The 26,664-nt window shown below is 68.7% G+C and carries 33 protein-coding genes; 20 read left to right on the top strand and 13 right to left on the bottom strand.

Features of this window, described 5'->3' with window-relative positions:
* Nucleotides 1–30 precede the first annotated feature (30 nt).
* From AB0M22_RS10855 to AB0M22_RS10840, 4 genes are all read right to left on the bottom strand, one after another.
* Nucleotides 31–303, bottom strand: coding sequence for a hypothetical protein (locus tag AB0M22_RS10855; RefSeq protein WP_364723590.1), 273 nt, complete (start codon nucleotides 301–303; stop codon nucleotides 31–33).
* A 107-nt stretch (nucleotides 304–410) separates the two neighbouring features.
* The gene (locus AB0M22_RS10850; protein ID WP_364723587.1) at nucleotides 411–2,174 is read right to left on the bottom strand and encodes a hypothetical protein; all 1,764 of its coding nucleotides are present in this window, start codon (nucleotides 2,172–2,174) and stop codon (nucleotides 411–413) included.
* 502 nt (nucleotides 2,175–2,676) lie between these two features.
* A complete protein-coding gene (locus tag AB0M22_RS10845; protein WP_364723584.1) occupies nucleotides 2,677–3,759 on the bottom strand; it encodes a tetratricopeptide repeat protein in 1,083 nt (360 codons plus the stop codon).
* Between the two features lie 10 nt (nucleotides 3,760–3,769).
* Nucleotides 3,770–4,555: a hypothetical protein gene (locus AB0M22_RS10840; protein WP_364723581.1), complete on the bottom strand. Its 786-nt coding sequence runs from the start codon at nucleotides 4,553–4,555 to the stop codon at nucleotides 3,770–3,772.
* A 245-nt stretch (nucleotides 4,556–4,800) separates the two neighbouring features.
* On the opposite strand from AB0M22_RS10840, the gene hemB reads away from it, so the two are divergent.
* From hemB to AB0M22_RS10810, 6 genes are all read left to right on the top strand, one after another.
* Nucleotides 4,801–5,778, top strand: coding sequence for a porphobilinogen synthase (hemB, locus tag AB0M22_RS10835; protein ID WP_364723578.1), 978 nt, complete (start codon nucleotides 4,801–4,803; stop codon nucleotides 5,776–5,778).
* A complete protein-coding gene (locus AB0M22_RS10830; protein WP_364723575.1) occupies nucleotides 5,775–6,299 on the top strand; it encodes a hypothetical protein in 525 nt (174 codons plus the stop codon). Before hemB ends, AB0M22_RS10830 begins: the two co-directional genes overlap by 4 nt.
* Nucleotides 6,300–6,611: 312 nt before the next feature.
* Nucleotides 6,612–7,157, top strand: coding sequence for a hypothetical protein (locus tag AB0M22_RS10825; RefSeq protein ID WP_364723572.1), 546 nt, complete (start codon nucleotides 6,612–6,614; stop codon nucleotides 7,155–7,157).
* The gene (locus AB0M22_RS10820; RefSeq protein WP_364723569.1) at nucleotides 7,154–7,402 is read left to right on the top strand and encodes a hypothetical protein; all 249 of its coding nucleotides are present in this window, start codon (nucleotides 7,154–7,156) and stop codon (nucleotides 7,400–7,402) included. Before AB0M22_RS10825 ends, AB0M22_RS10820 begins: the two co-directional genes overlap by 4 nt.
* Before the next feature lie 44 nt (nucleotides 7,403–7,446).
* Complete coding sequence (locus tag AB0M22_RS10815; protein ID WP_364723567.1) at nucleotides 7,447–7,686, top strand: hypothetical protein; 240 nt, start codon at nucleotides 7,447–7,449, stop codon at nucleotides 7,684–7,686.
* Nucleotides 7,687–7,842: 156 nt separating this feature from the next.
* Nucleotides 7,843–8,085, top strand: coding sequence for a hypothetical protein (locus AB0M22_RS10810; protein ID WP_364723565.1), 243 nt, complete (start codon nucleotides 7,843–7,845; stop codon nucleotides 8,083–8,085).
* A 7-nt stretch (nucleotides 8,086–8,092) separates the two neighbouring features.
* Here AB0M22_RS10810 and AB0M22_RS10805 read toward each other — a convergent pair whose 3' ends face one another.
* Nucleotides 8,093–8,464 carry a hypothetical protein gene (locus tag AB0M22_RS10805; protein ID WP_364723563.1) on the bottom strand — a complete coding sequence of 124 codons (372 nt, stop codon included), beginning with the start codon at nucleotides 8,462–8,464 and terminating at the stop codon, nucleotides 8,093–8,095.
* Between the two features lie 176 nt (nucleotides 8,465–8,640).
* Between AB0M22_RS10805 and hemL the strand changes: the two genes are divergently transcribed.
* The 7 genes from hemL (at nucleotide 8,641) to ccsB (ending at nucleotide 15,230) form a co-directional block, all read left to right on the top strand.
* Nucleotides 8,641–9,978, top strand: a complete 1,338-nt coding sequence (gene hemL, locus AB0M22_RS10800) for a glutamate-1-semialdehyde 2,1-aminomutase (RefSeq protein WP_364723560.1) — start codon at nucleotides 8,641–8,643, stop codon at nucleotides 9,976–9,978.
* Between the two features lie 206 nt (nucleotides 9,979–10,184).
* On the top strand, nucleotides 10,185–10,802 hold the full coding sequence (locus AB0M22_RS10795; protein WP_364724087.1) for a histidine phosphatase family protein: 618 nt from the start codon (nucleotides 10,185–10,187) through the stop codon (nucleotides 10,800–10,802).
* On the top strand, nucleotides 10,799–11,440 hold the full coding sequence (locus AB0M22_RS10790) for a TlpA disulfide reductase family protein (RefSeq protein ID WP_364723557.1): 642 nt from the start codon (nucleotides 10,799–10,801) through the stop codon (nucleotides 11,438–11,440). Before AB0M22_RS10795 ends, AB0M22_RS10790 begins: the two co-directional genes overlap by 4 nt.
* Nucleotides 11,441–11,517: 77 nt before the next feature.
* Complete coding sequence (locus AB0M22_RS10785; RefSeq protein WP_364723555.1) at nucleotides 11,518–11,688, top strand: hypothetical protein; 171 nt, start codon at nucleotides 11,518–11,520, stop codon at nucleotides 11,686–11,688.
* Nucleotides 11,689–11,716: 28 nt separating this feature from the next.
* The gene (locus AB0M22_RS10780) at nucleotides 11,717–12,559 is read left to right on the top strand and encodes a cytochrome c biogenesis CcdA family protein (RefSeq protein ID WP_364724084.1); all 843 of its coding nucleotides are present in this window, start codon (nucleotides 11,717–11,719) and stop codon (nucleotides 12,557–12,559) included.
* Nucleotides 12,560–12,621: 62 nt separating this feature from the next.
* Nucleotides 12,622–14,262 (top strand): cytochrome c biogenesis protein ResB, encoded by a 1,641-nt coding sequence (locus AB0M22_RS10775; RefSeq protein WP_364723552.1) that lies wholly within the window; start codon nucleotides 12,622–12,624, stop codon nucleotides 14,260–14,262.
* Between the two features lie 2 nt (nucleotides 14,263–14,264).
* Nucleotides 14,265–15,230 carry a c-type cytochrome biogenesis protein CcsB gene (gene ccsB / locus AB0M22_RS10770; RefSeq protein ID WP_364723550.1) on the top strand — a complete coding sequence of 322 codons (966 nt, stop codon included), beginning with the start codon at nucleotides 14,265–14,267 and terminating at the stop codon, nucleotides 15,228–15,230.
* A gap of 100 nt (nucleotides 15,231–15,330) precedes the next feature.
* Here ccsB and AB0M22_RS10765 read toward each other — a convergent pair whose 3' ends face one another.
* Genes AB0M22_RS10765 through AB0M22_RS10750 form a run of 4 tightly spaced genes read right to left on the bottom strand, consistent with a single transcriptional unit; the run spans nucleotide 15,331 to nucleotide 17,342 of the window.
* Nucleotides 15,331–15,702 (bottom strand): hypothetical protein, encoded by a 372-nt coding sequence (locus AB0M22_RS10765; RefSeq protein WP_364723547.1) that lies wholly within the window; start codon nucleotides 15,700–15,702, stop codon nucleotides 15,331–15,333.
* A gap of 11 nt (nucleotides 15,703–15,713) precedes the next feature.
* Complete coding sequence (locus tag AB0M22_RS10760) at nucleotides 15,714–16,187, bottom strand: roadblock/LC7 domain-containing protein (RefSeq protein WP_364723544.1); 474 nt, start codon at nucleotides 16,185–16,187, stop codon at nucleotides 15,714–15,716.
* Nucleotides 16,184–16,960, bottom strand: coding sequence for a hypothetical protein (locus tag AB0M22_RS10755; RefSeq protein ID WP_364723541.1), 777 nt, complete (start codon nucleotides 16,958–16,960; stop codon nucleotides 16,184–16,186). The genes AB0M22_RS10760 and AB0M22_RS10755 overlap by 4 nt, the downstream gene beginning before the upstream one ends.
* The gene (locus AB0M22_RS10750) at nucleotides 16,950–17,342 is read right to left on the bottom strand and encodes a hypothetical protein (RefSeq protein WP_364723538.1); all 393 of its coding nucleotides are present in this window, start codon (nucleotides 17,340–17,342) and stop codon (nucleotides 16,950–16,952) included. Before AB0M22_RS10750 ends, AB0M22_RS10755 begins: the two co-directional genes overlap by 11 nt.
* Nucleotides 17,343–17,914: 572 nt before the next feature.
* Between AB0M22_RS10750 and AB0M22_RS10745 the strand changes: the two genes are divergently transcribed.
* Nucleotides 17,915–18,127: a hypothetical protein gene (locus AB0M22_RS10745; RefSeq protein ID WP_364723536.1), complete on the top strand. Its 213-nt coding sequence runs from the start codon at nucleotides 17,915–17,917 to the stop codon at nucleotides 18,125–18,127.
* 29 nt (nucleotides 18,128–18,156) lie between these two features.
* Here AB0M22_RS10745 and AB0M22_RS10740 read toward each other — a convergent pair whose 3' ends face one another.
* Together AB0M22_RS10740 and AB0M22_RS10735 are read right to left on the bottom strand one after the other, a co-directional pair.
* The gene (locus AB0M22_RS10740; protein ID WP_364723533.1) at nucleotides 18,157–18,366 is read right to left on the bottom strand and encodes a hypothetical protein; all 210 of its coding nucleotides are present in this window, start codon (nucleotides 18,364–18,366) and stop codon (nucleotides 18,157–18,159) included.
* Nucleotides 18,367–18,484: 118 nt separating this feature from the next.
* Nucleotides 18,485–18,694 (bottom strand): BldC family transcriptional regulator, encoded by a 210-nt coding sequence (locus AB0M22_RS10735; protein WP_040739417.1) that lies wholly within the window; start codon nucleotides 18,692–18,694, stop codon nucleotides 18,485–18,487.
* 183 nt (nucleotides 18,695–18,877) lie between these two features.
* Between AB0M22_RS10735 and AB0M22_RS10730 the strand changes: the two genes are divergently transcribed.
* The 5 genes from AB0M22_RS10730 to AB0M22_RS10710 all read left to right on the top strand — a co-directional run bounded on the left by AB0M22_RS10730 (nucleotide 18,878) and on the right by AB0M22_RS10710 (nucleotide 21,753).
* The gene (locus AB0M22_RS10730; RefSeq protein ID WP_364723528.1) at nucleotides 18,878–19,231 is read left to right on the top strand and encodes a DUF4229 domain-containing protein; all 354 of its coding nucleotides are present in this window, start codon (nucleotides 18,878–18,880) and stop codon (nucleotides 19,229–19,231) included.
* A complete protein-coding gene (locus tag AB0M22_RS10725; RefSeq protein ID WP_364723526.1) occupies nucleotides 19,228–20,313 on the top strand; it encodes a PLP-dependent cysteine synthase family protein in 1,086 nt (361 codons plus the stop codon). The genes AB0M22_RS10730 and AB0M22_RS10725 overlap by 4 nt, the downstream gene beginning before the upstream one ends.
* A gap of 152 nt (nucleotides 20,314–20,465) precedes the next feature.
* The gene (locus AB0M22_RS10720) at nucleotides 20,466–20,687 is read left to right on the top strand and encodes a helix-turn-helix domain-containing protein (protein WP_150399788.1); all 222 of its coding nucleotides are present in this window, start codon (nucleotides 20,466–20,468) and stop codon (nucleotides 20,685–20,687) included.
* Entirely contained in the window at nucleotides 20,687–21,283 is a 597-nt protein-coding gene (locus AB0M22_RS10715; RefSeq protein ID WP_364723523.1) for a Clp protease N-terminal domain-containing protein, read from the top strand. Before AB0M22_RS10720 ends, AB0M22_RS10715 begins: the two co-directional genes overlap by 1 nt.
* Before the next feature lie 83 nt (nucleotides 21,284–21,366).
* Entirely contained in the window at nucleotides 21,367–21,753 is a 387-nt protein-coding gene (locus AB0M22_RS10710; RefSeq protein WP_364723519.1) for a phage holin family protein, read from the top strand.
* Nucleotides 21,754–21,767: 14 nt separating this feature from the next.
* Here the strand turns inward: AB0M22_RS10710 and AB0M22_RS10705 are convergent, their stop codons facing one another.
* Both AB0M22_RS10705 and AB0M22_RS10700 read right to left on the bottom strand, forming a co-directional pair.
* Nucleotides 21,768–22,637: a 1,4-dihydroxy-2-naphthoate polyprenyltransferase gene (locus AB0M22_RS10705; RefSeq protein WP_364723516.1), complete on the bottom strand. Its 870-nt coding sequence runs from the start codon at nucleotides 22,635–22,637 to the stop codon at nucleotides 21,768–21,770.
* A gap of 36 nt (nucleotides 22,638–22,673) precedes the next feature.
* Nucleotides 22,674–23,141 (bottom strand): SRPBCC family protein, encoded by a 468-nt coding sequence (locus AB0M22_RS10700; protein ID WP_364723513.1) that lies wholly within the window; start codon nucleotides 23,139–23,141, stop codon nucleotides 22,674–22,676.
* An 87-nt stretch (nucleotides 23,142–23,228) separates the two neighbouring features.
* On the opposite strand from AB0M22_RS10700, the gene AB0M22_RS10695 reads away from it, so the two are divergent.
* Nucleotides 23,229–26,609 (top strand): BTAD domain-containing putative transcriptional regulator, encoded by a 3,381-nt coding sequence (locus AB0M22_RS10695; protein WP_364723510.1) that lies wholly within the window; start codon nucleotides 23,229–23,231, stop codon nucleotides 26,607–26,609.
* The last annotated feature ends 55 nt before the right edge of the window (nucleotides 26,610–26,664 follow it).

Below are 26,664 nucleotides of genomic sequence, written 5' to 3'. Positions count from 1 at the left end.
GCCGTCGGTCCCTGCCTTTATCTCGTTGCTTCAGTATCGCTTTCGCATCAGCGTGCGCACCATCGTGCAGGTGAGATCGGACGGCGGACGAATGCCGATCACCTCGGCGGTGTGCCGGATGCACTTGTTGTTCGCCGAACTCGGGTTGTAGACCCCCGAGTCCAGCAGCGCGATGGTCAGCCGCATCGCCTTGAGTTTCCGATTGTGGCGGACATACCACGACCGCGGGCGCCCCGCGGGCAGTCGCTGCTTCTCCAGCGGGGTGTAGGGACGATCGATGAGGACGGTCTTCGTCGCGGGCACAGGCTTCCCTCCCGTTGCGATCGGGGATTCGGCGAATCCCCTCGAACACTGTTTCGATTATACCAAGGCCCACCGACAAAAACCGCTGGCCGCAAGGGGTTTGACGACTACCCGCCGCTCGCCGGCGAACCCGGCCAGCCCGCCCATCGTTGCCACCACGCCAGGTAGTCCGTCGAGGCCATCGGAGCGTCCAACGCCGCGAGCGGGATGTCGAAAGCCTCGACGAGCACGTCCAGGTGCTCGCCCAGCACGAGGCGGTGGCGCAGCAGCTCGGCCTCGACCGCGCGCGCGGCGCTCTGCGACAGCTGCCGGTGCGCGGCGTACCAGATCCCGCGCGCGTAGATCCGCTCCAGGGCATATACCGCTGCGGCGGATTCCAGCAGCGCACGCGCCGTCGGGTCGGTGGCATGGTGTGCCGCGGTGTGTACCGCGGTGGCCGCCAGCCGTTCCGCGGTTGCGGTGGCCAGTTCGATGGCGGCGGTGTCCCGGTCGATCGCCACACCGGCCGCGGCCGGGTCGTGCCCGCGCAGCCCGGCGGCCACAGTCACCTCTCGCTCGACCAGCAGCTGGAGGTACCAGGGCCGATCAGCCGGGGTCGCGGGGAGCTCGAACGCCGTGATGTCCACGCCGGCCAGCGCCGCCAGCCCCGCCTGTTTGAGCAGCAGTTGCGACTCGCCCTCGGCGGTGATGATCCCCTCGGTCGTGCCGATCCAGTCCCCGATCCAATTGGCGCGCAGGCTTCCCTGCGCGGCCGCGCGCTGGCGGCAGGTCAGCAGCACCTGGTGCGCGGTGTAGGCCGATATCGGTTTGGCCAGCATCGACCACACCGCCTGGCGCGGATCGCCGGCGCGGGTTCGAGACCGCATGTCTTGGATCTGGTAGCCGAGCACGCTGGTGGCGTAGACGGCCGCCAGCGCGGAAATCACGTCCCGGCGCACGGTTCCGCGTTCGATCATGGCGATCTTGCCGGGCCGCCGCGCGGTGGCGTAGTTGACCAACAGGGCGAGCCCGGCCCGGGCGACCGCGCTCGCCGCGTTGGCCAGGTCTAGTCGGCCTTCGCCCAGCATGGCGATCGCACGATGGAAACGGGCTCGCGGCGGGAGCGCGCACCGCAGCCCGGTCCGGGTCATCACCGCCCAATCGCCACCGAGCAACGCGTCCCGCGGCACGAACCGCGCGTTGAACCGGATCATCGCGTGATCCATTGGGGCCCAGGACTTGTCGGGCAGCGGGTGCACGTCCACGCCCGGCACCAACGAGCCGTCTGCGGTGCGGAATCGCAGCAGGAACGGCAGGACGCCCTCGTCCTGGCCGTCGACGATCAGCCGGGCGGTGGTCACGCCGATTCGCGGGGTCGCCGAGGCGATGTTCGGCATGAATTTCCAGCTGGCCGCGGTCGGGGAATTCAGCCAGTACCCGTCCCTGGCCGCGTCCCAGGTGGCGGTGGTTTGCTGATCGCTGCCGTTGGTGCCGCCCAGCTCGGTCAGGGCCAGCTCGCCGACCGCCGCGCCGGTATCGAGCTCAGCCAAGAGCTCGGCCTGGTACTGCGCACCGGTGCCGAGCGTCGCGATAGCCCCCACCGACAGATCCAGGTGGCCGGTGAGCACCGGAATCAGGTGCGGGGCGGCGATGGCGGCCCACTCGCACAGGCTGCCCCGCAGGCGCACGTCCGCCGCGATGGCGACCGACGAGCCGCCCAGCTCGGCGATCGCCGAGCGCAGCAATGCGGGAGCCAGCGCCGCCTCCTCGGCGTAGGTCATATCCGAGCGCGGCCGATCGCCGAGGGCGAGCACCGCCGCGCGTACGCGCCGGTGCACTGCTCCGTCCTGGCCCCGAAGCGCGGTGCGCAATGACTCGGCGGTACTGGACATTTCCGATCCCGACGGCGCAACTGGGCGTGCGCGTACGACAGGTGCATCTACTGTGGTCATGGCAGAGTTCTCCAAATCTGCGACAGCTCCAGGCGGTAGTGGCCGCGCTGGGGCGCTTGAATCGGGCGTCCCCTCGCTACCAACGGGGGGACGCCTGAACATCCGAAGCGATCTCGATTCCGGTGCGGGCGCGCCACATCGGGCTGCGCGCGGACGCCGGCGGACAGCCGCCGGGAACGCCGTCGGCCGGCGGGCTTCTACCCGGTGTGATGGGCGAGCAGCGAGCGCCACCGGGGCACTCGCGCGGAACTCGATGACGCACTCGCATGACGGGGGACTCCTCGCTGAGACCGGAAGCAGCGCAACAGATGGGCTTGCTCGCTTCCGGGCTGGGGAATCGCTCTCCGGGCGGCGCGTCCGCAGTCTAGCTTCGGTGAAACCACGACGGCAATCACTCCGCAAATGTGGAGTGTCGTCGCATCAATGTCGAATAGTGAGCTGCTCAGAAGTCATGAAGAAGTTTCAGCGACGGCGGATGACCGAGTGCGGCAGCGCGTTCCAGCAAGTGCCTGGCTTCCTGTTGGCCCGGGGTGCGGCCGGTGGCGATCGCGGCGGCGGCGCGGAGGACGCCGGGTTCGGAGAGGTCGCCGGTGAGGGGGATGACGTCTTGTTCGCGCAGGAACAGGGCCAGGTGGAACATCGAGTCGGGGTCGCCCGCTTCGGCGCCGCGGCGCAGCCAGTGCTCGCCTGCTTCGGTGTCGCCGTGGTCGAGGTGCAGGGAGCCGAGGATCGCCATGGCATCGGTGCGGCCGCGCCGGACCGCCTCGGTGAGTAGTTCGACGGCTCGTCCGATATCGCCGCGGCGGGCGACGTAAAGGCCCAAAGTTCGCATGGCCGTGGGGTTTCCGGCGCTTGCCGCGAGTTCGTACCACGCTTCGGCCGCGTCGTTGCTGCCGCGCCGATTGGCCACAACGCCCATGTTGCACATCGCTTCCGGCGATCCCGCCTCGGCCGCGGGACGCAACCACCGTTCGGCTTCATCGATGTTGCCGCGTTCCAGATGCAGTAGTCCGAGTTGCAGGTCCGCGCCCGCGCATCCCGCGGCGATCGCGGACTCCAGCCAGTGGACCGCGTCGGCGATCCGTCCGTGCGTGCCGAGCAGCAGGCCGAGATCGGCCATCGCGGTCGCGCTGCCGCGTTCGGCGGCCCGGTGGAACCAGTGCTCGGCTTCGGTCAGCTCGTGCGCGTCCCGCAGTAGATGCGCGAGCTGCTCCATCGCGCCGAGGTCGCCGCGCTCGGCGATCGTCCGCAGCGTGGCGCGCCTGCGCTCGTGCGTGGTCGGCGTGGGGTCGGGTCGCGGGTCGCGGAACAATTGCAGGCCGAACGGATCCACCGGATGCTCGTCGTCGGGCAGCTCGCCGCGCTCCCGGCTGGCGATCGACGCGCTCCACTCGGCGAACCGGTCGTCCTCAGGCCCGATCTCGACCATCCCGTTGGCGATGGTCCCGTCCGGCTGCTTGCCCTGCCACGGAATCAGCAGTCGCCCGTCGGACAGGCGACGGGCACCCGAGACGGGATCTGTCATCACGGACCTTTCAGGCCGGGTCAGGTGTGCCGTGCCGATAGCCGTGGGTGTCGGCGTATTCGGCCAGTTGCGATTCGTAGCTGCTCAGGCTGTCGAGCAACCAGGTGTCTCCAGTGTCCTTCACAACCACGATCGGCCCCTTGGTACCCGGCGAAAGCGCCGGTGCGGTGCCGTCGGCGTACCAGGACGTGGTCGACCACGGAAACACGAACGCCCAGCCGACATCGGAGACGTGCCCCTGCGGACCGAGCTGGAACGGATCGACCGGAACGGCGAACCGCGCGCTGTGCTGATCGAGCAGGTGCCGGGCGCTGTTGCGCGCGACCCGGATGTCCATCGGCCCGGTCGCGGTGTTCGGGAACGGCAGCGTCGCGTCCGGCATCGCGCTCAGTTGCCGCCCCGCGGCCACCGAGACCTGGCACGGCCTGCTTTGTAGCCGCAGGAAGATGGTGTGCGCGGTATCGGAGAAACGCAGCTGCACGGTGGCGTCCTCGGTGTGCCCGACCAGATGCCTGCCCAGGCTCTGGGTCATCTCGCGTTCGTCCGGCGTCATGCCCAGATCGTCGAAGGCCCGCCGGGCCACGGTCATCAGCTCCGGCTCGGCCAGCTGCCGCGCGATGAACTCGACGCGGAAGATCTGCCCGCTGCCGTCGGCGGCCCGCCACGCGCGCAGCGTCGTCGCCGGCGCGGTGAGTCCGCCGGTGAGCACCGGCCACCAGTCCGAAAGTAGTACCGCGACCCACGACTCGAAGTCGGCGGCTCGGGCCAGCGAAATTTCGGTGTGCGGTTCGGTCATGCTGTCCCCCAGGGGGTCTCGCCCTCCTGTCGGAGTATGCGCCATCGGCCTGCACGACAGGTGTGATTTCACACACCGTTGCGCTCGATCCAAGGTCGATCGGCTCGTTTTGTGCATGCTGTCCAGGCGTGCCGGGCTGGTGTCGTGGCGAAACGTCCAGCTCCGGCGCGGCGGTGCCGAAGCACCCCGCCGGACAGGCGGCGGGTGCTCGCGACAGCTCCCGGCGCCGGGCGTATCGTGCGGTTATGACCGGATTGGACCGCCCGCGGCGGTTGCGCCGTACCCCCGCGCTGCGTCGTCTCGTAGCCGAAACCACGCTCGAGCCACGGCAATTGGTGTTGCCGATGTTCGTCGCCGACGGCTTGGACGAGGCGCGCGAGATCAGCTCGATGCCCGGCGTCTACCAGCATTCGATGGACTCGCTACGCAAGGCCGCCGTCGAAGCGGTGACCGCGGGTGTCGGCGGACTGATGCTCTTCGGCGTGCCGCGGCACGAGGACAAGGACGCCACCGGCAGCCAGGCCAGCGATCCGGACGGCATCCTCAACCGCGGCCTGCGGGCGCTGGCCGACGAGGTCGGCGAGTCGACCGTGCTCATGGCCGACACCTGTCTCGACGAATTCACCGATCACGGCCACTGCGGCGTGCTCGCCGGCGACGGCTCGGTGGACAACGACGCCACCCTGCACCGCTACGTCGAGATGGCGCTGGCCCAGGCCGCCGCAGGCGCGGACCTGCTCGGCACCAGCGGCATGATGGACGGCCAGGTCGGTGCGATCCGGCGCGGCCTGGACGCGGTCGGCCGCACCGACACCGGCATCCTGGCCTACACCGCCAAGTACGCCTCGGCGTTCTACGGCCCGTTCCGCGAGGCCGTCGGCTCGTCGCTGGAGGGCGACCGGCGCACCTATCAGCAGGATCCGGCGAATCGCCGCGAGGCGATCCGCGAGCTCGAGCTGGACCTGGCCGAGGGCGCGGACATCGTGATGGTGAAGCCGGCCATGTCCTACCTGGACATCCTGCGCGACGTCGCGGACCGCTCGACGGTCCCGGTCGCGGCCTATCAGATCTCCGGCGAGTACGCGATGATCACCGCGGCCGCCGAGCGCGGCTGGATCGATCGCCGCGGCGCCGTTCTCGAGTCGCTGCTCGGCATCCGGCGGGCGGGCGCGGACTTCGTGCTCACCTACTGGGCGACCGAAGCCGCACACTGGTTGTCGTGACGAACCTGCCGGGACCGATCGGCGCCGCGCCCGCACCCGCGCCGATGCCGGTGGACGTCGGCACCGCGCGGCAATTGTGGTGGGGCGTGGTCGGATTCGGCGTGGTACAGCTGATCGCGTCGGTGGTGGCCGCGCTCTCGCAGCGGCACACCTTCGCCAAGCAGGTCTTCGATCAGGCCAGGGAAAAGGACCCGCAGGTCACCCTGGCCAGCGCCGAACTGATGGTGGCGCTGGTCTACGTCGTGGTGGTGTTCATCGGGCTCGGCGTCGCCGCGCTCGCGCTGCTCATCGTGCACCAGTTCGCCCGCGGCAAGCTGTGGGCGCGCACCATGCTGACCATCGCCGGGGTGTGGCTGGTGGTGATCGGCGTCGGCGCGCTGTTCGCGTTCGGCTCGGTGACCGGGACCGCCTCGCTGGTGGCCGGCGGCGCCGCGATCGTGCAGGCGGTGCTCGCGGGCGGCGCGATCTATCTGTCGCACCGGCCGGAATCGACCGCTTATTTCCAGGTGAGCCGGCGGTGAACGGTTGGTGCCCGAATTTGTCGGGGCAACGCCGGCATGTATCGTGAGGGTTGTCACAGTGGACATGGGAACCGGTAGTTGTTTGTCAGACGTTGTCACACATCGCGTGCGGGAATTCGTCGAATGGCTCCGGGGAATCGGAGGCATCAATGCGAGTGGTGATCCAACAGCCGCAGAGCATTCGGCGGGAATTGGCCGTGTTGAGCCTGCTGATCCTGTTCGGCGTCGTCACCGTCGCCGTCCTGCTGTTGCCCGGTCTCACTCGCTGATTCCGCATTCCGCCTTGCCGATTCGCGACGCTGTGGGCGTCGCGTGAGCGAGAAACCCGACGATTCCGGCGTGCTGTTCGCCGAGCCCGGTGCGCGCTGGCGCACCGTCGCCTACGGGCCCATTCTCTGTCTGATCATCTTCGTCGTGGAACTGACCACCGGTAGTTCCGTGCACTGGTTCGCGCTGCTGTTCTGCGGCTCGCTGATCGCCATGTTCGTTGTGCTGCAAGTGATCGCGGGTCAACGCCACGTCAGCGTCGAACTCACCGACAGCACCCTGCGCGACGGCACCGAGACGCTCCCGCTCAGCTCGATCGACGCCGTGCTGCCCGAACGTGACGAAGACGCCTGGGACGACGAAGACTGGGAAGAAGCACGGGCGCTCGGCGAACTGAGCGGCGTGCCCCGCCGGCGCACCGGCATCGGCCTACGCCTGACCGACGGCAGCCTGGTGCAGGCTTGGGCGAAAGACCATCGCACCCTGCGCGCCACATTGACCACGGCCATCGGCCAACCGCCCGAACCGGACGATCCGGTGACCGAGACCGGCACCGACGACCAGCACAGCGAGAACGGAGTCGACCGATGAGGGGATCGATCACGGTGGCCGCCACCGAACTCGGCGTGATGGTGCTCGGGCTCGTGGCCGCGGTGCTGAGCTGGCAGCAGGGCATCGAGAAGACCACCTTCGCCGCCATCGGCCAGGCGCCCGAATTCGTCGCGACCCGTTACGTCACACCGTGGCTGCTGCTCGCCTCGGTGCTGGTCGCGATCGCGGGTCTGTGCGCCATCGACGCGGTCGGCCGCCTCGTGCGCGTGCGCCAACACCGCTGACGCCGCGCCTGTTTCGGCCCGCCGATCGCGGGAATATCGGACCCATGAAACCGACAGTCACGCTCAAGCGCACGCTTCTCGGTGCCGCAGCCGTCGGCATGATCGGCGCGGCAACGGTGGCCCCGGCGGCCGCGGCGCCCGCCGAGGTTTCCCCGGTGCCGCCGGCCGCGGTGGTGCCCGCCCTGGTTCAGGCGCCACCGTCGCCGCTGCTGCACGCGCTACCCGCCCCGCTGGCCTGCCTGGTGACCACCGGGTTCGCCCTGTGGTGCATCGGCATCACTTAAGAAATCGGTTGTTGCGGAGCAGGTTCGGGCCGGCGTCGACTAGCGTGCAGGGGCGCCGGGCGGTCTGCTCGCGACCACCCGTGCGTTGTCAGGAGTATCTCTGTGGCCGTTAGTATTTCGGCCGTATTCGTGCCTCAAACCAAGGAATAGGGATTGATGAACCGGCTTGCTGTGAAAGTCTGTGCCGCACTGGCGATTTCCGCCGCGATCGGGATCGGCGCCGCGCCGGCCGGGGCGAGCCCTGGACTGCCGCTCGAGCCCGCGGGCTCGGTGGACGTATCGGCGGGCCAGGTCGACGCGCCGGTGCTGGTGCCGGACTCCGGTTCCGCGGGCCCGTACAACACGTTCATGTGCTTCCTGCACACCATTTCGGCCCAGGCACCGTGCATGTACAGCTGAGCCCGGCTCAGCTCCAGTTCTGATACATGTCGAGCACGCGGCCGTTGCGGGTGCCAGGGGCATTGACGAAGAGGGTGATCGTTCCGTCGGAATGATTGGCCGCTTCCATGATCGCCTGCCGCAGCGACGCGTGCACGCCACCGTTCTCGTCCTTGTAGATCCCGGTGTCCGCCTTGAGGCCGACGCCGATCCGGTTGAGCGGCACGAACATGGTGACGATGGCCGGAATCGGACCGTCGGCGATCGTCTTGGTCTCCTCATGACTCAGCTGCAGGCCGATCCGGTCCGGCTGCGCGACCGGTTCCACCGCGGCGGCCGGACCCGCGCCGAACGCGACGGCCGCACCGACGAGCGCGGTGGAAACAGCAGCACTGAACATGGCAAACCGCATAAATATCCTCCGGGGCAGATGAATGGTGACGCCCGAGATTACGCACCAGCAATCTCGCGGCGATCGAATACGGCGTAAACAGCGCCTCGGCGTGTTGCGGTCTGCGTCACCCCCACTACACCCTGTCGTCGAGCCGATTCGGCGGGGCTGAGACACTGGAGGTCGTGAGTTCTTCTCCGCGCGTGACCAGCGCATCGGTGCCGGTTTCCGCTCAGCTCTTCGACCGGGCTTGTTCGGTGATTCCGGGGGGTGTCAACTCCCCGGTGCGGGCCTTCAACTCCGTCGGCGGCACACCGCGATTCATCGCGTCCGCCCACGGTTACACCCTCGTCGACGCCGACGGCAACGAGTACGTCGACCTGGTGTGCTCGTGGGGCCCGATGATTCTCGGGCACGCGCATCCCGCGGTGGTCGACGCGGTGCAGCGTGCCGCGGTCGGCGGCCTGTCCTTCGGCGCCCCGACCGAGGCGGAGATCGAACTGGCCGAGGCCATCATCGAACGCGTCGCTCCGGTCGAGCGGGTGCGCCTGGTGAACTCGGGCACCGAGGCCACCATGAGCGCGGTGCGGCTGGCCCGCGGCTACACCGGCCGCGCCAAGATCATCAAGTTTTCCGGCTGCTATCACGGCCATGTCGACGCGCTGCTCGCCGACGCGGGCTCCGGCGTGGCAACCCTCGGGCTGCCGACCTCGCCCGGCGTCACCGGCGCGCAGGCGGCCGACACCATCGTGTTGCCCTACAACGACCTCGAGGCCGTCGCCGCCGCGTTCGCCGCGCATCCCGGCGCGATCGCCTGCGTGATCACCGAGGCCGCCGCGGGCAACATGGGCACCGTCGCGCCGCTGCCCGGCTTCAACGAGGGGCTGCGCACGCTGACCGCGGAGCACGGCGCGCTGCTCATCATGGACGAGGTGATGACCGGCTTCCGGGTGAGCCGCGCGGGCTGGTTCGGCCACGCGGGCGTCACCGCGGATCTGTACACATTCGGCAAGGTGATGAGCGGCGGGCTGCCCGCCGCCGCGTTCGGCGGCCGCACCGAGATCATGAACCACCTGGCCCCGCTCGGCCCGGTCTATCAGGCGGGCACGCTCTCCGGTAATCCGGTGGCGGTCGCCGCCGGCCTGGCCACGCTGCGCAACGCCGACGACGCGGTGTACGCCGCGCTGGACCGCAACGCGCAGCGACTGGGCGCGCTGTTCGGCGAATCGCTCAGTGCCGCAGGCGTCCAGCACCAGGTCCAGTTCGCAGGCAATATGGTGAGCGTGTTCTTCGCCGAACGCCCGGTCACCGACTACGCCTCCGCCAAGGCCAGCCAGACCTGGCGCTACCCCGCGTTCTTCCATGCCCTGCTCGACGGTGGCGTGTACGCGCCGCCGAGCGCGTTCGAGACCTGGTTCGTCTCCGCGGCACTCGACGAGGACGCGTTCGACCGCATCGCCGCCGCCCTGCCCGCCGCCGCACACGCGGCCGCGGCCGCCACTCCCGAAGGATCCCGCGCGTGAGCTCCGATCACGATCAGCCCGAGGCCGACCCGCGCGAGCTAGCGCAGCCCGCCACCGAATCCGCCGTCATCGACGCGGGCGCGCAGTTCGCCGCCGCCGCGTCGAGCCCGGCCGAGCAGATCCCGGCGGTCGACGAAAAAGCCGGTGCGGCAACGGTTTCGGAGTCGAAGCCGAAGCCGGCCCGGGACGGCGACCCGGTCGAGACGATCGTGCACGTGCTGCGCCACGGCGAGGTGCACAACCCGAACGGGATCCTCTACGGCAGGCTCCCCGGCTTCAGCCTGTCGGTGACCGGCCGCTCGCAGGCCGGCGCCGTCGCCCGGGCGCTGGCCGATCACGACATCGCCGTGGTCATCGCCTCGCCCCTGCAGCGAGCCCAGGAGACCGCGGAACCGATTGCCGCCCAGCATCAGCTGATCGTGCGCACCGACGAGAACCTGATCGAGGCCGGCAACACCTTCGAGGGCCTGCGGGTCTCCGTCGGCGACGGCGCGCTGCGCAAGCCGCGGCACTGGTGGAAGCTGCGCGATCCGTTCACCCCGTCCTGGGGCGAGCCGTATCTGCAGATCGCGCACCGGATGCTGGCCGCGGTGAACAAGGCCAGGGTCGAGGCGGCCGGGCGTGAGGCCGTGCTGGTCTCGCATCAGCTGCCGGTCTGGACGTTGCGCCGGTTCCTGCAGGGCCAGCGGCTCTGGCACGACCCGCGCCAACGGCAGTGCTCGCTCGCGTCGCTGACCTCGCTGGTCTACCACGGCGACACACTCGTCGACATCGTGTACTCCGAGCCCGCGGGCGGTTCGGACCCCTCGGTACACGGCGCATGATCCACCGCACCGCGTCCGTTGCCCCGCCTGCCACCTCGGCCAGGCGGGCCGCCGCCGTTCTGCTCGCCTGTGCCGGCCTGGTCGCCGCGCTGGCCGGCTGCTCGGGCGGTAGCGACGCGGTGGCCTCCGGCGGCACCTTCGAATTCGTCTCGCCCGGCGGCAAAACCGAGATCTTCTACGACCCGCCGAGCGCGCGCGGCACCATCGGCAAGCTGTCCGGGCCGGATCTGATGACCAAGGGCAAAACCACCTCGGTGGAGGATTACCCGGGCAAGGTCGTGGTAATCAACCTGTGGGGGCAGTGGTGCGGACCCTGCCGCGCGGAGTCGCCCGCGCTCGAAAAGGTTTATGCGGCAACGAAAGACAACGGCGTCGCCTTTCTCGGCATCAACGTCCGTGACCCGCAGCAGGACAAGGCGCAGGACTTCGTCGTAGACAACAAGGTCGAATATCCGTCCATCTACGACCCGTCCATGCGCACCCTGCTCGCCCTCGGTGGGAATTTCCCGACCAGTGTCATTCCCACCACCCTGATCTTGGATCGTCAGCACCGCGTCGCCGCGGTGTACCTGCGCCCCCTGCTGGCCGACGATCTGCAACCGATTGTTCAAAAAATCGCCTCGGAGGAAGCACAGTGAATCGCGATCGTCGTACCCGTACCCTGCGTGCCTGTCGCCACCGGCAGGGCGCCCGCCGAATCGGTGGTGCCTGGGCCGTGGACGACCGATGGAAGGGCATAGCCACCGTGCCGCGCAGCGTCGCGGCGGACTCGCTGCTCGACTTCGGCGTGCTGTTCGACCCGGCGGCGGACGCCACCGAACAGCGCGTCGTGCTGCGCGGCGACACCGACCCGGCCGAGGAGACGCCGGAGGGGGAGGGCGTGTGAATCCCCGCGTGACGCCGGTGGCCGCGTGATGGTGCTGGCCGCCGTAGGGGATTCGTTCCAGCAGACCGCCGCGACCGGACCGTTGCTACTGGCGTTGGGCGCCTGCCTGCTCGCCGGGCTGGTGTCCTTCGCCTCGCCGTGCGTGGTGCCGTTGGTGCCGGGTTATCTGTCCTACCTCGCCGGGCTCGTCGGCGCGGAGGCGCCGCCCGCCACGGTCGCGCAAGCCCAAGGCGCGCAACCGAGTTCGGTCGCCCTCGCGTCGGCCAAGCAGGCCGCGCGGGCCGGGCGGATGCGGGTGGCCGGTGCGGCGGGCTTGTTCGTCGCCGGGTTCACCGTCGTGTTCGTGCTCGCCACCGCAACGGTTTTCGGCGTCATCCAGACCTTGAACGTGAATCGTGAACTGCTGCAACGCATCGGCGGCGTGGTCACCATCCTGATGGGCCTGGTCTTCATCGGCCTGATCCCCGCGCTGCAACGCGACACCAGGATGGAACCGCGCAGGCTGACCAGCATCGCGGGCGCGCCGCTGCTCGGCGGGGTGTTCGCGCTCGGCTGGACGCCGTGCCTCGGTCCCACGCTGTCCGGCGTGATGGCGGTGGCCGCGGGCACCGACGGGACCACCGCGGTGCGCGGCGTCGCGCTCATCGTCGCCTACTGCCTCGGCCTCGGCCTGCCGTTCGTGATCCTGGCGTTCGGCTCGGCCAGTGCGCTGCGCGGCGTCGGCTGGCTGCGTCGCAACTCGCGCACCATCCAGATCATCGGCGGACTGCTGCTCGTCGCGGTCGGCATCGCGCTGGTCACCGGGGTGTGGGATCAGTTCGTCGGCTGGGTGCGCGACGGGTTCGTTTCCGAGGTGACGCTGCCGATATGAGTATGAACAGCATTGATTCCATGAGGGGTGGCGGTCGGGCGACGGGTGGGCCCGAGAAACCGATGACCGAACCGGCGCCGGTGCCCCGGCAATCGCCGTTGGGCAAGGCCTGGGCGTTCGTGCGCAACACCTGGCGCGGGCTGACCAGCATGCGCACCGCGCTGGTGTTGCTGTTCCTGCTCGCGCTGGGCGCGATTCCCGGCGCGCTGCTGCCGCAGCGAAGCCTGAACGCGCAGAAGGTCGATCAGTACATCCAGAACCGGCCGACGCTCGGACCGTGGATGGACCGGTTCGAGCTGTTCGACGTGTTCGGCAGCTTCTGGTTCACCGCCATCTATGTGCTGCTGTTCATTTCGCTGGTCGGCTGCATCCTGCCGCGCTGCCTCGATCACTACCGCGCCCTGCGCACCCCGCCTGTGCGGGCGCCGCGCAACCTCACCCGGCTGCCGCATCACTACACCGGCAGCGCCGAGCAGACGCCGGACGAAGTCATTGCGGGCGTGCGGAAGGAACTGCGCGGCTGGCGCACCGAGGTCCGGCCCGGCACTCGCGACGGCGAGATCACCCTTGCCGCGGAGAAGGGCTACACCCGCGAACTCGGCAACCTCGTCTTCCACCTCGCCCTGGTCTGCCTGCTGGTCGCCATCGCGGTCGGCAAGCTGTTCGGTTACGAGGGCAACGTCATCGTCATCGCGAACGACGGCCCCGGCTTCTGCACCACCTCGCCCGCCGTCTTCGACTCGTTCAAGGCGGGCAACGTCAACGACGGCACCGGGATGGCGCCGATCTGCGTGCGGGTCAAGGACTTCAAGGGCGACTACCTGGAAAACGGTCAGGCGGAGATGTTCACCTCGAACATCGAGTACCAGTCCGGCGCCGATCTGCAAAGCAACACCTGGCGCTCGACCCGGATCCAGGTGAACCATCCGTTGCGGGTGGCCGGCGACCGAATCTATCTGCAAGGCCACGGCTACGCGCCGACCTTCACCGTCACCTTCCCGAACGGGCAGACCCGCACCGAGTCGCTGCAATGGCGGCCCGAGGACGCGCGGACCTTCCTGTCCAGCGGTGTGCTGCGGATCGACCCGCCCGGCGGCATGTATGCCACCGACGAGGAGCGGCGGAAGAACCAGATCGCCATCGAGGGCCTGTTCGCGCCCACCGCGCTGTTCCACGGCAGCCTGCTGACCTCGTCGTTCCCCACGATGAAGGATCCGGCCGTCGCGGTCGACATCTATCGCGGCGACACCGGGCTGGACACCGGCAAGCCGCAGTCGCTGTTCGCGCTGGATCCCGAGCAGGTCAAGCAGGGTCGACTGAGCAAGGAGGCCAGGGTGAACCTGCGGCCCGGCGAGTCGACCAGCCTGCCCAACGGCACCAAGGTGACCTTCGACGGCGCACAGGAATTCGCCAACCTGCAGGTGTCGCACGATCCGGCGCAGCAGTGGGTGCTGGTGAGCGCGGTGACCATGATGCTCGGCCTGCTGGTCTCGCTGCTGATCAAGCGCCGCCGGATCTGGGTCCGGGTCTACCCCGCCGAGAGCGCAGCCGGTACGTTGGACCAACGACGCACCGTAGTAGAAATGGGCGGGCTGGCTCGGACCGATCAGGCCGGCTGGGGCAGCGAGTTCGACCGGCTACGCACGCGCCTGCTCGACGTGCGGCCCGACTCGGCGGCCGACACGAAGACCACGGGAGAGTAGAGATGCCGATCAACGAGACCATCGCGCGCTACAGCGATTTCTCGTTCAAGACCGCGATCGTGGTCTACGCGCTGGTGCTCGTGCTGCTGATCTGGCAGTACGCCACCGCGCGCAGCCGTCAGGTCGCGGAGCGCGAACTCGTCTCGGTCGGCGGTCCCAGCGATCCCGCGCTGCCGGGCCGGGTGGTCGGGCCGCCGGAGAAGTCGCTGTCCGAGCGGCTCGGCAACATGGCGTTCTCGGTGCTGGTCGTCGCCATCGTGCTGCACATCGGCTCGATCGTGCTGCGCGGCTTCGCCACCCACCGCTTCCCGCTCGGCAACATGTACGAGTTCGTCACCATGGCCACCGCCGCCGCGGTGCTGATGGGCGCGCTGTTCCTGCGCGAGCAGCGCTACCGCGCGATGTGGGTCTTCCTGCTCGTGCCGGTGCTCATCCTGCTGTTCCTCGCGGGCACCATCCTCTACGCCGACGCCGCCCCCGTGGTGCCTGCGCTGAAGTCGTTCTGGCTGCCCATCCACGTCACCATCGTCAGCATCGGCAGCGGCGTCTTCCTCTTCGCCGGTGTCTCCAGCCTGCTGTTCCTCTACCGCCTGCGGCAGCCCGAAGGTGAAGAGTCGAACAACATCCTCGGCATCATCGCCCGCCGCCTGCCCGACGCCCGCACCCTCGACCGCCTCGCCTACAAGGCCACCATCATCGGCTTCCCGCTCTTCGGCGCCGGCGTCATCCTCGGCGCCATCTGGGCCGAGGCCGCCTGGGGCCGCTTCTGGGGCTGGGACCCCAAGGAAACCTGCTCCTTCATCGCCTGGGTCCTCTACGCCGCCTACCTGCACGCCCGCGCCACCTCCGGCTGGCGCGACACCAAGGCCGCCTGGATCAACGTAGCCGGTTTCATAGCAATGCTTTTCAACCTCTTCATCATCAACATGGTGATCAGCGGCCTGCACTCCTATGCCGGATTGAACTGACCCACTGCACATCCGGAAGCCCCGCCCTCGAATTACCAACGAGGGCGGGGCTTTCGACTTCGAGCGGTGCCACCCAGGCGATGGCACGCGGCGCTGGCGGTTACACCTCGAGGTCTTCCTCGATACCCTTGAGGCGGTGCCGGGCGAGCGCGAGATTCGCGCGATTGCGGTCCAGGGCGAGGTAGAGGAACAGGCCCTTGGATTTGCGACCGGTCATCGGTCGGATGATGTGGTACTGGCCGGACAGGGTGATGAGGATGTCTTCGATGGTGTCGCTGAGGCCGAGCTGTTCCATGGTGCGCATCTTGGCGCGCACGACCTCGGTGTTGCCCGCGCCGGCCACCTGAAGGTCCAGCGCCTTGGAACTGCCGAGGGTGCCTAGCGCCATCCCGCTGTTGTAGTCGACGACGGCGGCGCCGAGCGCGCCGTCGATCACCATCATGTCCTTCAGTGACAGATCCAGGTTGGACATGTCTGTTCCTTTCATTCGGATTTCATTGCCTGGTCGTTGCCGCGGTTGGCGATGGTCGCCATCTGGTCGGCGATCGTGCGGGCCACCGGCCGGGATTCCAGATGGAGGCGGCCGACGTTCACCTCGGGGCCGGCCAGCACGGTCAGTGAGGTCCAGCCGGCGGCGTAAACCACCACGTGTCCCTCGGTGCCGTGCACCACGACCTCGTGGAACCCGCCGCCGTTCGCGGTGGTCACCAGCCGGTAGGACAGCGAAAGCTGCGCGGCGGCCAGCGCGGCCATCCCGGCGGGTTCGATATGGGGAGGCAGGTCGTGCGCGACGAGTAGTCCGTCGCCGGAGGCCACCAGCGTGCCGGTCAGCCGGGGCACGCGCTCGCGTAGCGCCTTGAGCTCCGCGAGCACCGCCGCGTTCGGTTCAGGTGCGGATATCGACACCTTGGTCAACCTTCCCATCAGTTCGCCGAGCAGTTTCTTCCGCGCGGTCACGCATCCTCCAAAGCCGCCCGTAGGCGAACGAGTAAGTCGGCGTCGGGTTTCCAGCGGTCCGCGGCCGGAACCGGGGCGGGCGGCCGCGCCCGGCGTCGACGGGGCGGACCGGCCGGAACCGGGGTGGGCGGCGGCCCGGCGGGCGAGACCGGGGTAGGCGCTTCGATGAGTCCGGCCGTGGTCAGTTCGCGAACCGCTACCAGGCACCCGTAGGTGGTCCGGCCGAGATAGTCGCCGATCCCGGTGACGCTGCGCCGGGTGTCGGCGGCGGCGAGCACCTCGGCCTGGCCGCCGGTGAGGACGACGCGCCGTCGCCTGCCCCGGCGCACCGGCACGACGGGTGCGCGATCGACCAGGCGCGCGGGCCAGGGCGTGGACTCGGGATCGCCGCGCCGCACGCACTCCTGCACGAGTAGGTGCGGGCTGATCCGGCAGACTCCGGCGAGCCAATGCGGTGGCGCGGGCCGGAATTCGGGAACCGACGGGGACGCGAGCAGGAAATAGGCGGCATCGAAAACCGAAAGCAGCGCAAGGGTTTCCAACCGCGGCCGGGCCAGCAGGCGGTCGGGCTCACCGGCCTCGGCGCGGCGCCAATCCTCCGCGGTCGCCACGCCCGCCTCCAGGACGAGCCGGGCCAGGCCGCTGGTGCGCAGGCAGTCCGCCGAGGTGATCGCTCCGTCGGTGAGCTGGAACGCGCCGTCGCCGAGAAATAGTACGCCGGTGCATTTCTCGATTTCGAGCCGCGAAAGTTCGTCCGTCAGTTCACCACTCATGACCTGGTCCGACGAATTCGTCGAGAATTCCGCGGAGCTGGAATCGCGCCATCGCCAAATTTCCGACGGCGTCGTCGAATAGGACATGGATGAAAAGTCGGCCGTCGAAGTCGCCGCGCAACGGATTCAACAGATGAAATCCGTTGGTGCCGTAGACGATCAGCTCGGTGAGGTCCTCGTCGTCCTGGCCGGTCGTCAGCGCGGGGCAGTCGAGCACCGTACGCATCACATCGGTGGTGGCCGCCGCACTCTCGTGCTGGTCGACCACGTCGTGTCGGCCCGCCTCGGCGATCGCCAGCCCGCTCGCGCCATCCACCAGGATCGCGCTGCGCGCACCGGGAATGTTCATGATGCGTTCCAGACAGCCGTCAACACCGATCACCGCGTCACCACTCGTCATATTCGGGGCTCAAGAATTCCCGAGGCTACACAGTGCCGATGCGTGGCGCGCGGTAAATGCCGCAAAACTCTGCTCTAAAAAATTCGGTGCTGCGAAAGTAGAAATACCTTTCTGTATTGAATACCTTTTGGTTTCAAAATAATTCGGGCGGACCGGTCGGAATAATCCCGGCCGTCGATGAGCCGGCCCGTACCCGGCGAGCGGTCGTTCGCGATCGATGGGCCTGGGCTTATGCCGGTGACGACGAAGCAACCGAGGGTCGGCCGCAAACTGATAGTTAGCTCGGCTAACGCATGGTCGGCGGCAGCGGTGCCCACCGCCTGGCGTAACCCGCTGCCCGCGTGGGATGTTCAGCGCGGCCGCACCGGAATAAGTTCGGCTTAATAGCCCCTTCGGGGAAAAGTAACCGGCATCACTTCGACACTCGGGTGATAGCGGGATGCGTGGAAGTGGCGCAGATCACGCGTCGCTCGGCGTGCCGTTCGGCGAAACGCCGTGTCCTGTCTACATGCGATGCGCCGATCCGGCGCACAGACGGTTGAGGAGACGGGCTCTTGGATTCCGATTACTTCACCTATCTCCCGGCTGCGGTGGTCGACGCGGACGGGAGTTTGGTCGAGCAGTTGAACGACGGCGGATTGCGCAAGCTGGTGCAGGCGGCAGCCGGACTCTCCGTGGAGGCGCAGCACTATCTGGCGATGCTCGCGAACCGACTACGCGCGAGCGAAGGACTGCACGCGCGCAACTACGCCGATGGTGAGATGTGAGCCGCGGGAGTGGGATCCGGGCCGAGCGCTCAGCGCTCGGTGGAGTCGGAGTCTCCGTTGCGGTGCTGGCGGGATAGCCGCCAGAGGAACTCGGGGTCGTCGTCGGGTCCGACGACGCGCTTGCGTTGCGGTGATCGCGTGTGGGTCGCGGTCGGTCCGGCAGATCTCTCGGGGCCGAACGCCTTCCCGCACAGCACCGCGACTGCCACGACCGCGATGAGTGCCAACAGGTACGTCACGTCGCTCACCTCCTGGTTACGAGGGTAGTCCCGTGCGTAGCTCGCGCACACCGCTGACGTGAAATCGGTACGTCGGGTGGGCGCGGGCCCCGGCACGATGGGCCCGCGCGGCCCGCAGTCAGCGTGCGGTCGCCTCGGTGGTGAGCGACTTGAGCAGCTGCATTACCTCTGATTCGCGGAACCGGCGGTGTCCGCCCGGTGTGCGCAACGACCCGAGACGCCCGGCATGGGCCCAGCGGGTGACCGTCTTGGGATCGACGTGGAACATGGCAGCAACCTGCCCTGGTGTCAGCAGGGTGTCCTGGCCGCCGACGGTGATCGCACTCATAGCAAACCTCTCCGTTCTCGACAGTTCCCTCATCAGATGGCGACATCGTTGCACTGAAACCCCTAGGTACTCGAACCACCTACTGTTGGTAAAGGGGAAGTAATAGACAAATCGGATATGCTCCCGACCTCGGCAACGGGCGCGCGCCGAGGGCGGGCAACAGCTTCGCATAGGCTGAGCGACGTGAGTGACGCAACTCCACCAGATGGTGTTCCAGGACAGCAAACCGCTGGCGCGGGCCGTCGGCTCGCCCGCAACCTCGGTCTGTACACCGCGGCCAGGCTGGTCCTGGTCGTAGTGATCACCGTGCTGATCGTGCTGGTCGCGCGGCTGGTGAAAGTGGACATTCCGCTGGTCGTGGCCGCTTTGTTCGCGCTGATCATCGCCATGCCGCTCTCGCTCACGCTGTTCAAGCGGCTGCGCGTGCGGGTCAACGAGGACATCGCGGTGGTGGACGAACGCCGCCGCCACGACAAGGCCCAATTGCGGGCCCGGCTGCGCGGCGAGACGCCTGAGGACAATCAGGGGGCATCGTGAAGTCCTGTGATCGCAGCACCCCGCGTGACTGGGTCGACAACGCGGTGCGGCTGATCGACGCCGACGCCCAGCGCAGCGCCGATACCCACCTCATCCGATACCCGCTGCCCGTCGCGTGGAACGTCCAGCTCTATCTGAAGGACGAGTCCACGCACATCACCGGCAGCCTCAAGCACCGGCTGGCCAGGTCGCTGTTCCTGTACGCGATCTGCAACGGCTGGGTCACCGAGGGCACCACGGTGGTGGAGGCGTCGTCCGGCTCGACCGCGGTCAGCGAGGCGTATTTCGCCAAACTGCTCGGCCTCGACTTCGTCGCGGTGATGCCGGCCAGCACCTCGCCGCAGAAGATCGCGCTGATCGAAGCGCAGGGCGGCCGCTGTCATTTCGTGCAGCGCCCACCCGACATGTACACCGAGGCGGCGCGTCTCGCCGCCGAGTGCGGCGGGCACTACATGGATCAGTTCACCCATGCCGAGCGTGCCACCGACTGGCGCGGCAACAACAACATCGCCGAATCAATCTTCGAGCAAATGACTTTGGAGACGCACCCGGTGCCGGAGTGGGTGGTGGTCGGCGCGGGCACCGGCGGCACCAGCGCGACCATCGGCCGCTACATCCGATACCGCAGGCACGCAACGAAATTGGCCGTGGTCGACCCGGAGAACTCGGCGTTCTACGGCGGCTACGAGACCGCCGACTCGGGCTATGAGACCGGAATGTCTTCGCGCATCGAAGGAATCGGGCGCCCGCGGGTGGAGCCGTCGTTCGTCGGCCAGGTGGTCGATCGGATGATCGGCGTGCCGGACGCGGGATCCATTGCGGCAGCACGATATGCGAGCAAGGTGCTCGGCCGCCGGGTGGGCGGTTCCACCGGCACCAACCTGTGGGGCGTGTTCGCGATCATCGCCGAAATGCTCGCCGCGGGGCGCGGCGGCAGCGTGGTGACGCTGCTGTGTGACGGCGGAGATCGTTATGCCGGAACGTATTTCGACGATGCCTGGGTCGAATCGCAGGGGATGAGCCTGGTCGAGCCGACCGCGATCCTGGACAAGTTCGCCGCCACCGGCGAGTGGGCGGGCTGACCGCACCCAGCCGCACGGTCGGTCGAAGGCCACCTTCATTCGGGACGTAGCACCCGAGCGAAGGTGGCCTTCGTGCTGCTTCGCCGAGCGCGAACAACGTCGTCGTCAATTTTTGTTGACATCCGGTCGATGTGTCAATCAAAATTGACGCCATGACAGAAGCAACCACTCTGGCGGCCGCCGCGGGCAGCCCCGACCCCAAGGTCGGGTTGCGCGCGGTACTCGCCCTGCGGCGGCTGCTCGAACGGCTGGAAGCGATCCAGGTGGCCAATGCCCGCGAACAGGGCTGGTCATGGCAGCAGATCGCCGAAGCGCTCGAGGTCAGCAAGCAGGCAGCCCACCAGAAGCACAATCAGAGAGGCAGGAACCGCTGATGTTCGAACGGTTCACCAAGACGGCGCGCAAGGCCATCGTGCTGGCCCAGGAAGACGCGCGGGAACTGCGTTCGTCGACCATCGAGGTCGAGCACGTGCTGCTCGGCCTGCTGTCGCAGAGCGAGGACGAGGTGAAGGCGCTGCTGGCCGACGCAGGCGTCACCCACGCGGGCGTGATGAGCACGCTGGCGGCGCAGCGGCCCGGCGATCCGCTGGGCAGCGAACCGCTGGGGGAGGAGGACGCCGAGGCGTTGCGGTCGATCGGCATCGATCTCGGCGCGGTGCGCGAGTCGCTGGAGGCCAGCTTCGGCGAGGACGCGCTCGACCGCGCGATTCCAGAGGGCAGGCGCAGCCCGTTCGGCTGGGGGCGTGGCGGCAATTTCGGCCACATCCCGTTCACCAGGGACTCGAAGAAGGTGCTGGAGCTGTCACTGCGGGAAGCCATGGCCCGCAAGGACAAGACCATCGAATCCGCGCACGTGCTGCTCGGCATCCTGCGCGCGCCCAATCAGACCACTGTGCGCCTGCTCGGCGGCTCGCAGTCGGTCCACGACCTGCGGCCCAAGGTGCACGCGCTGCTCGATCGCGCGGCGTGAGCCGGTGGACATGGGTCGGCGGGGCGGTCGGGAATCGCGTTTCGAGTCGACACATGTCCACCTCGCCGCCTTAGCATGGGCGCATGCAGCTTCTGATTCGGTTGATCATCAACGGGGTGGCCATCTGGCTGGCCGCCGCCTGGGTCGACAAGATCGACATCATCAGCCCGGCGGACAACGGCAATGTCGGCAAGGTGCTTGTCGTGCTGGCCGTCGCCGCGGTGTTCACCGTGGTGAACGCGCTGGTCAAACCGATCGTCAAGCTGCTGTCGCTGCCGCTGGTGATCGTCACGCTCGGCCTGTTCCTGCTGGTGATCAACGCGCTCATGCTGTGGCTGACCGCGAAGATCAGCGAGACCACCGACTACGGCCTGCGCGTGGACGGCTTCTGGGCCGCGGTGATCGGCGGCCTGATCGTCTCGATCGTCAACTGGGTGCTCGGCATCCTGGTGCCGGACGGCGACGACTAGCCTGCGCGGCCGGCTCAGACGAAGCTGATGGCCAACGCGGTGAGCGCCGACCAGGCGAGCATCGCGAGGCCGGAGTCGCGCAGTGCCGGAATGAGTTCCAGGCCGCCCTTGCCGGAGCGGACCGGAGCGTTGGCCCGCACCGCGAGCGGAATGGCCAGCAGGCCGACCAGCGCGAACGGGGTGCGCGCCACCAGCAGCAGCGTGCCGATGAACGGGACGGCGAGCAGCGCGAGTTGCAGCGTCCTGGTCCGCGGGTCGCCCAGTTTGACGGCCAGGGTGACCTTTCCGGATTGCGAGTCGGTCGGGATGTCGCGCAGGTTGTTCGCCACCAGCACCGCGCTGGAGAACGCGCCGACCGACACCGCCAGCACCACACCCGCCCAGTCGATCCGCTCCGCCTGCACGAACTCGGTGCCGAGCACGCCGACCAGGCCGAAGAACACGAAGACCGCGATCTCGCCGAAGCCGCTGTAGCCGTAGGGCTTACTGCCGCCGGTGTAGAACCAGGCGCCGGCCAGGCAGGCCACGCCGACCAGCAGCAACCACCAGGCCGTCGTCGCGGCCAGCACCAGGCCGACCACCGCGGCGAGGCCCAGGCTCGCGATCGCGGCATTGCGCACCGCGGCGGCCGAGGCCAGCTTCTGCCCGACCAGCCGCACCGGGCCGACCCGCACGTCGTCGGTGCCGCGAATGCCGTCGGAGTAGTCGTTGGCGAAGTTGACGCCGATGATCAGGGCCAGCGAAACCAGCAGCGCGAGAACGGCTTTCCACCACACGGCACCATCGAGCGACGCGGCGGCGCCGGTGCCGGCGAGGACAGGGGCGATTGCGTTCGGCAGGGTGCGTGGACGTGCGCCCTCGATCCATTGCGCTGCGGTAGCCATCCCCGCAGCATAGTGTCGCGGTCGGGCATCGGCCGCTCAGCGCCCGTTGGCCTCCGCGACCGCCTTCAGCCGGGCCAGGCCCTTCTCGAAGTCCTTGCCGACCAGCTTGTCGGTCGGCAGGATCTTGGACAGCACCTTCATCAGGCCCTGCTGCTCCCCGGTCATCCGCCAGACCACCTCGGTGGCGCCGGACTCGGTCGGATTCAGCTCGAACAGCACCTGGTTGGTGGCCTTCCACGGCTTCTCGAAGACCAGCTGGATGCCGATCTCCCGATCGGCGCTGGCGACGACCTCCATGCTGCCCGCACCGGCCTTACGGTTGCCGACCCAGGCGTACTTGGCGCCGATGCCGGCGTCCGGGCCCGTGTACGTGCGCTGCAACTGCGGGTCGAGGTCCTCCCAGGGGGACCATTTCGTCCACTCGTGCAGGTTGTCGATCAACCCGTGAATATGCGACGGCTCGGCCGAGATCACGGCCTGCCGGACCACTTCGAACTCAGCCATGCGGACAGCGTAGGCGACCGACCACCGGAAATGGGGTAAAAAACCATGTCGGCTCGACCAGCCCTGCTCGCATACGATTACCGCGGGATGTTGTCGGAACAAGGCGGCCCGAACGGTCGCGGTCAAGTGGTGCGGGCGCCCGCAGGTGAACCGGTCGCGGTCGCCCTGCTGGGCGAGATCGCGCTGCGCCGAGACGGTGCGCTCACCGCGCTACCCGGCGCCCGGTCCCGGCTATTGCTCGCCGCCTTGGCCCTTCACCCCGGCCGCAGCCGCAGCGCCCAGTCCCTGATCGATGACGTGTGGGGCGAGCAGCCGCCGCGCGCGCCGATGAACGCGCTGCACACCCAGGTGTCGCGGCTACGGTCCGCGCTGCCGGACGGTGCACTGGAGATCGGCCCCGCCGGTTACCGCCTGACCTTGCCCGCTGACCAGGTGGACCTGACGCTCGTGGCCGGCCTGGTCCGACAGGCCCGTGAGTACCGGAGCGCCGGTGACGACGCGGGCTGCCTCGACGCGATCGAGCAGGCGCGGGCGCTGTGGCGCGGCGAGCCCGGCGCGGATCTGCCGCCGGGCGAGGTGGCCGACGCGCTGAACGCGGTGGCGACGAGCCGGCTGGCCGAACTGGACGCACTCGAACTCGCCGCCCGCGAGGCGACCGGCGACCTCGACGGCGCGCTGCGGATCGCCCGATTCCGGGCTGGTCTGAGCCCGCTCGACGAGCCCGCTCAGCTCACGGTGATGCGGTTGCTCGCCCTGGCCGGGCGGCCCAACGAGGCACTGGAGTCGTTCGCCGCCTTCCGGATTCGGCTGGTCGATCAGCTCGGCGCGGACCCCGGTGCGGCGCTGGTCGAGTTGAACACCGCGATCCTGCGCGGAGAACCATTGGGGCGCAACGGCATCGCCGTCTCCGGTGCGGATACCACCCGGCAGCTGCGGCGCTCGGCGGCTCTCTCGGACCGTACCGGCAACGAATTGCCCGACCCCGCACCGGAATTCGGGGTGCCCGCCGCGATCGGCCTACGCGCCGCACCGAACGCCCTGCTCGGTCGCGCGGACGACCTGGCCGCACTCGACGCGCTGCTGGCCGCGTCCAGGGTGATCACCGTGCTCGGCCCCGGCGGATCGGGAAAGACCAGGGTTGCCAACGAGGTCGGCGCCCGGTCCGCGGGCGCGCGCCGGGTGGTGCTGGTGGAACTGGCGTCGCTGCGGGCCGAAGGCGCCGACGCCAGGGGCGAGATCGAGGGCGCGATCAGTGCGGTGCTCGGCCTGAGCGACGTGGCCTACGGCACCACCACCCTGGTCAGCCGCGCCGACGCACGCCAGCGGCTGCACGAGGCGGTGTCGGCCCGGCCGATGCTGCTGATCCTGGACAATTGCGAGCACCTTATCGATGCCGCCGCGGTGGTGGTCGCCGACCTGATCGGCGTCGCGGACCGGCTGAGCGTGCTGACCACCAGCCGGGCGCCGCTGATGATCACCGCCGAGACCGTGTATCCGTTGCCGCCGTTGATCATCGACGGCGCCGACGCGCCCGCGACGGAGCTGTTCGTGGCGCGGGCCAGATCGGTCCGGCCGGGCATCCGGCTCGACCCCGAGGTGGTCGCGCAGCTATGTCACACCCTCGACGGTCTGCCGCTGGCCATCGAGCTGGCCGCCGCGCGGGTGCGGGTGATGAGCGTCGAGGAGATCAATCTGCGGCTGGCCGATCGGTTCGCCCTGCTGCGGCACGGCGATCGCAGTTCGCCGGCCCGCCACCGCACCCTGCACGCGGTGATCGACTGGAGCTGGAATCTGCTCGATGCGACGCAGCAGGTGGCGTTGCGCCGATTGTGCCGATTCCCGGCCGGTTTCACCCTGTCCGCGGCCGAGGCGGTGGCCGGCGGGCCCGAGGTCGACGATGTCGCCGCGGCCGTCGACGGCCTGGTGAACCAGTCGCTGCTCACCGTGCTCGACGACGATGTGCTCGGCACCCGCTATCGGATGCTGGAGACGGTGCGCGAGTACGGCGAGGAGCAGCTGGCCGCCTGGCCCGGCGAGGCCGAGCTGGTCACCATCCGAATGATGCAGTGGGCCAGGGCATTCGGCCTCGACGTCGCAGCCAGGTACCTCACCGGGGATCAGATCCAGCTCGCGCTGTCGGTGGCCACCGAGCTGGACAATCTGCTCGCGGCGCTGCGTTTCGCGCTCGACCGGCGCGACGCGGACACCGCGTACACGGTCTTCCCGGTGATCGCCACGCTGTGGATCATGCGTGGCTCGCACATGGAGGTGGTCGGCTGGGCGCGGCGGGTCAGCGAGCTCGAGTACGACGAGACCAGCCCGACCGCACCACCGGCGGATCTGGTGCTGATGAGCTATCAAACGATGTTCCTGCACCTGGCCTACGGCGGCGGGGCGGGGCGAGAGCTCGCGCGGATGCGCGTCCGGGTGCGCCGATTGCGGCGCAGCCGAACCGATCTCAGCCCCAGCGTGCTGTTCACCAGCAGCATCACGCTGTGCCGGCCGGACGGCCGCGGCCTGGCCCGGTTGATCGCCCATGCCGTCCGGTCCGCGGATCCGGAAACCCGGGCCAGCGCATTGTTGTTGCGCGCCAACCTGAAAGAAAACCTCGGCGACGTGCGCGGCTCCACCGTGGACGCGGTCCATGCGCTGGACATCTATGGGCACGAGAACGTCTGGAGCTCGGCCATGGTGAGCAGGCACCTCGGCCAGGTGTACGGGCAGATCGCCGAATATTCGAAAGCGATTGTGCACTACCGGCATTCGCTCGAAATGTTGCAGCGGCTCGGTGCCTACGAGGACACCATCGAGACCCGCAGCGTGCTGATCGCGGCGCTGTTGGGCGTGGGCGATCAGGCCGGCGCCGAGCACGAGTTGGCCATCGCCTACGGCTCCGCCGATTCCGACGCACCGATGCCCGGGACGAATCATCTGCTCGCCGCGGTGATGCAGAGTGCCGCCGAAGTGGCCCTGGGCAAGGGCGATGTCGAGGACGGCCTGCACCGCTACGACCGCGCGTTGACGTTGCAGGGTTGGCCGGATACCGGTGCGAACCCTGGCCCCGGCCTGCTCATGCTCGGCGCGGCGGCGCTGGACGCACGAGTACTGCACGGCACCGCGGCGACCTCGGACGTACTTGCGCGGCAGTTGGTCGAGCAGGGGCTGCCGATGATGGCGCAGTACACCGACCTGCCGCAGGCCGGCGGCATCGCCTGCGCCGTCGGCTCGTATCTGATCGTCACCGGGCGCGATCCGGAGCGCGGCCTGGAACTGGTCGCCTTGGCGCCCAATGTGTCCTGCCGCCAGGACTTTCCGACGATGCGCTGGCGCACGCACGCCGAGCTGGCCGACCGGCTACTCGGCCCGGACCGGTTGGCGGCGGCCAGGATTCAGGTCGGCAAGCTGCGCCGGATGGTGTCGGCACAGCGGATCTCGCAGATTCTGCGGGAATTGAACGACGAGCCCTGAACGCGAAACACCGGACGGCCCATGGTCGTCCGGTGTTTCGTCATCCCCTCGTCGG

It is taken from the genome of Nocardia sp. NPDC051756, assembly GCF_040681495.1.
GTDB lineage: Bacteria > Actinomycetota > Actinomycetes > Mycobacteriales > Mycobacteriaceae > Nocardia.
This window is presented reverse-complemented; position numbering and strand designations above follow the sequence as displayed.